The organism is Asaia sp. W19 (genome assembly GCF_003994335.1).
Lineage (GTDB): Bacteria > Pseudomonadota > Alphaproteobacteria > Acetobacterales > Acetobacteraceae > Asaia.
Genome location: NZ_PNQZ01000012.1, coordinates 1 through 2,441 on the forward strand (window position 1 = coordinate 1; position 2,441 = coordinate 2,441).

Here is a 2,441-nt window from a genome sequence, read left to right on the forward strand (position 1 = left end):
AGGCTGCGCAAGGGCAGCGGCGGGCATTGTCCCGACCGCAAGCAGGAGAAAGAGGAAGCGCTTCATTGAATGATCCCGGTCAGGGTTGGAATATTGGCGTTGCTCCACCAGCCTCCAGCGCTTGGCGGAGAGAATGGCAATGAAGCCATCCATGCGGCCATCTGGGCGCTATTGATCTGCGTGGATCGGCGGCGGGGTATGCCGACAAAGGTCATCACTCCCCCGTTGTTCCACCATCCACGCGAGGGTGAGGATATGGGCAAAGACGCGAGCCACGCGCCCATGCCAGTGCACGTAATGGTTAGGCCCGGTATCGAAGCATCACTGAAATCCGGTCGTCCCGCGAAATTCGGAATGCCTGCATTGTTCCACCACCGGTCTCCCACGGGCTGATCCACACCAAGACAGGCAAACCAGCCCTCCATCCCACCACTGTCGATGAATGGTGCTATCGGGCCTGGCCCAGGTTGTGGAATCGGAGGAATAAGAGCCGGAATACTGCTGACAGTGATGGATACGGCGATCTGATAGGTGTTTCCAAGACTGGAGAGGACGCCCACGTTAACCGTAATGCTGCCGGCGACGAGCCATCTGATATAAGCCGTGACGCATGATCCGTAGGATGAGACCCACGCGATCGAACCAAATGACCCAGGGTCGAAGTCGAATGAGAGGACGGCTTCGTTAGGTCCCAGGATCTCCGAGAAATCGACGCTGTAGTCTGCACCGCCGTTCAGATTGCTATCGGGCCATACCAACTGGGCCTGAAGAACCGAACGCAGGTTCGGATTGGCAAGCATAAAAGGACGCACAATCCGTTCAGATGGACGCCAGATCATGAATGCACCTTTCCTGCCGAAGCGGTCTCATCGACGCCGTTGGTCGTGGAGCGATCACCAGTTCCTGTGGTAAGCGCGGTGTCGTCCGATGCGATTTTCCAAGGAAAAGCCGGGATAAGCGGAAAGACGGTAGGTTCCAGCCCGAAACGCATTTCGACATCGTGACATCTCAGCCTCGCGCCGATGAGATGCACGTGGATCTCCTGCAGAAGATCGCCGGTCGCAACTTCCCGCGCACGGGCAGAGAGCTCATTGGCCAGAGATCGTTCAAGCGCAGCTGAGAGCATTGCCTGCTGTTTCTGGCTCTGATCGACTAGAGTGAGAGCCTGCTGTCCTGCGTCCAAGCGGTTGCGCTGTGCCTGCAAACGCGCACGGATCACCGTTCCACCCCACGTCAGGATGCCCCCGATCACGGCACCTCCCGGACCGCTCCATGTTTCCCATAAAGCTGCAATGTTGATCATGAGCAGACGACGCTACCGACGATCTTGGCAATGTCGTCGCCAGGGCGCACGATCCGCGCTGATGAGCGCCATGTCATGGGAGTTATCCCGCTGTGCTGCTGGACGGCGCAGTGTAGCTGCTACCGATCGGATATGCTCCGTTAGGATCGGCTACGATCGCTGTACCCGTAGGGGGCAACCAATCAGCGGTCCCATCCCATAACACTCGGTCGATAACGTATCCGATCGGATGCTCAACCGTAGCTGCGGTAAGATATACCGAGTAGGCGTCAGGCTGCGTCATGTTTGTACTCCTCAGGCGCTAAATTCATCGATGATGCCGACGCCATTGGCTCCTGCGCCTCCCGCATTTTGGGCTGCTTGCTGGTTCGCATGAGCGCCGCCGCCGCCGCCCCAGCCGCCTGCGTTCCCGCCCGGCTGCGATGTGCTGCCATTATAGCCAGTGATGCCGGACCCACCCGCACCCATAGGGCTGTTGCTACCAGGGGGAGCAGCGGCTGTTCCCAGTACAGCGACACCGGGCAAACCGCCCGCTGCTGCAACCGCGTAAACAATGTTCGGTCCGCTCGGCATTCCATTACCAGGGCATCCCGGAATTGACGACGCAGCGCTGGAGGATGTTTGTATTCCGGCATAGCCGCCAAGCCCACCGGGGCATGAGAGCGCAGCAAACGAGCCAAACGGGCCGAATGTGGTGGCGCCTCCGGTTCCGCCCGCCTTGCCAGTCACACCAACGCCACCAACGCCGATGCTGATCGGGATCTGCTGACCAGGAGTGACGGGGAAGATTGCTTCTACATAAGCACCCGCGCCACCGCTTGAGGCGCAGGAAGATCCATTGCCGCCGGTGTTATCAGCGCTCCCCCCAGCCGCGCCGCCCGCAGCCTGGAGGCGAACACGAATTTTATAGACGCCAGCCGGGACTGTGTAAGTCTGGGACGATGTAATGACGGTCGTATTGAGGTAGCGACCGGGGTTATATTGTGCCGCATACGTCTCGGTCGCCAGTCCTGCGAACAGATTGCCCCACGACGCGCCAGACTCACCGGGCGTGGTCAGGTTGTTTGCAACGGTCGAGAGCCAGAATACTCCTGCAGAGGACGCGTCCTGGACGAGAAACCTGTTCGGGTATCCACCG

2 protein-coding genes and 1 pseudogene are annotated in these 2,441 nt (G+C 59.5%); all 3 read right to left on the reverse strand.

Translation table 11 applies throughout. The features are described 5' to 3' along the window. Positions 1-62 precede the first annotated feature (62 nt). Positions 63-839, reverse strand: a complete 777-nt coding sequence (locus tag C0V97_RS01645) for a hypothetical protein (protein ID WP_127099919.1) — start codon at positions 837-839, stop codon at positions 63-65. Further along, positions 836-1,303 carry a hypothetical protein gene (locus tag C0V97_RS01650; RefSeq protein WP_127099917.1) on the reverse strand — a complete coding sequence of 156 codons (468 nt, stop codon included), beginning with the start codon at positions 1,301-1,303 and terminating at the stop codon, positions 836-838. The genes C0V97_RS01645 and C0V97_RS01650 overlap by 4 nt, the downstream gene beginning before the upstream one ends. Before the next feature lie 294 nt (positions 1,304-1,597). Next, positions 1,598-2,441, reverse strand: a pseudogene (locus tag C0V97_RS18255) (hypothetical protein); the annotation flags it as partial.

Excerpts from the sequence above, each read along its gene's own strand:
- C0V97_RS01650 (WP_127099917.1), bottom strand. The coding sequence starts at position 1,303 with ATGATCAACATTGCAGCTTTATGGGAAACATGGAGCGGTCCGGGAGGT.
- C0V97_RS01645 (WP_127099919.1), bottom strand. The coding sequence starts at position 839 with ATGATCTGGCGTCCATCTGAACGGATTGTGCGTCCTTTTATGCTTGCC.